This window comes from Alcanivorax sp. HI0044, from assembly GCF_001634945.1.
The window spans coordinates 1-322 of sequence record NZ_LWEZ01000920.1 but is presented as its reverse complement, the minus strand read 5'-3'; the positions used below and the strand labels follow the sequence as shown (position 1 = coordinate 322).

1 pseudogene is annotated in these 322 nt (G+C 61.8%); it reads right to left on the bottom strand.

Annotated elements, in window-relative coordinates:
- Positions 1 to 322: pseudogene (locus A3730_RS31540) on the bottom strand (DUF4336 domain-containing protein); the annotation flags it as partial.

Sequence of the window (322 nt, the reverse complement as noted above, 5' to 3'; positions counted from 1 at the left end):
GTTACCATGGGCCAGCACGATGCGCTCCGGTTGCCATTGCAGCATGCGCTGGAAGCTGGCCCGTGCCTGATCCTTGCCGCCCCGAAAAGTAAACCGGTAATCCAGTGGCGCCTGTCCGTGCGGTGCAACCACACCCGCCAGGCGCAGCAGCCACCGCAGGCGCCAATGCACTTTGCCGGGATCAAAATTCTCGATTAGATCAGCCAGGATCAGCGTGCGGCTGGGGCGATGCAAAAACACCACCTCCTCCATCACCGAGCTGCCGCGAAAGCACAACTGATCAAGAGTGTCATGCCATTCCGGCGGCGGACGGTCGCCCAGA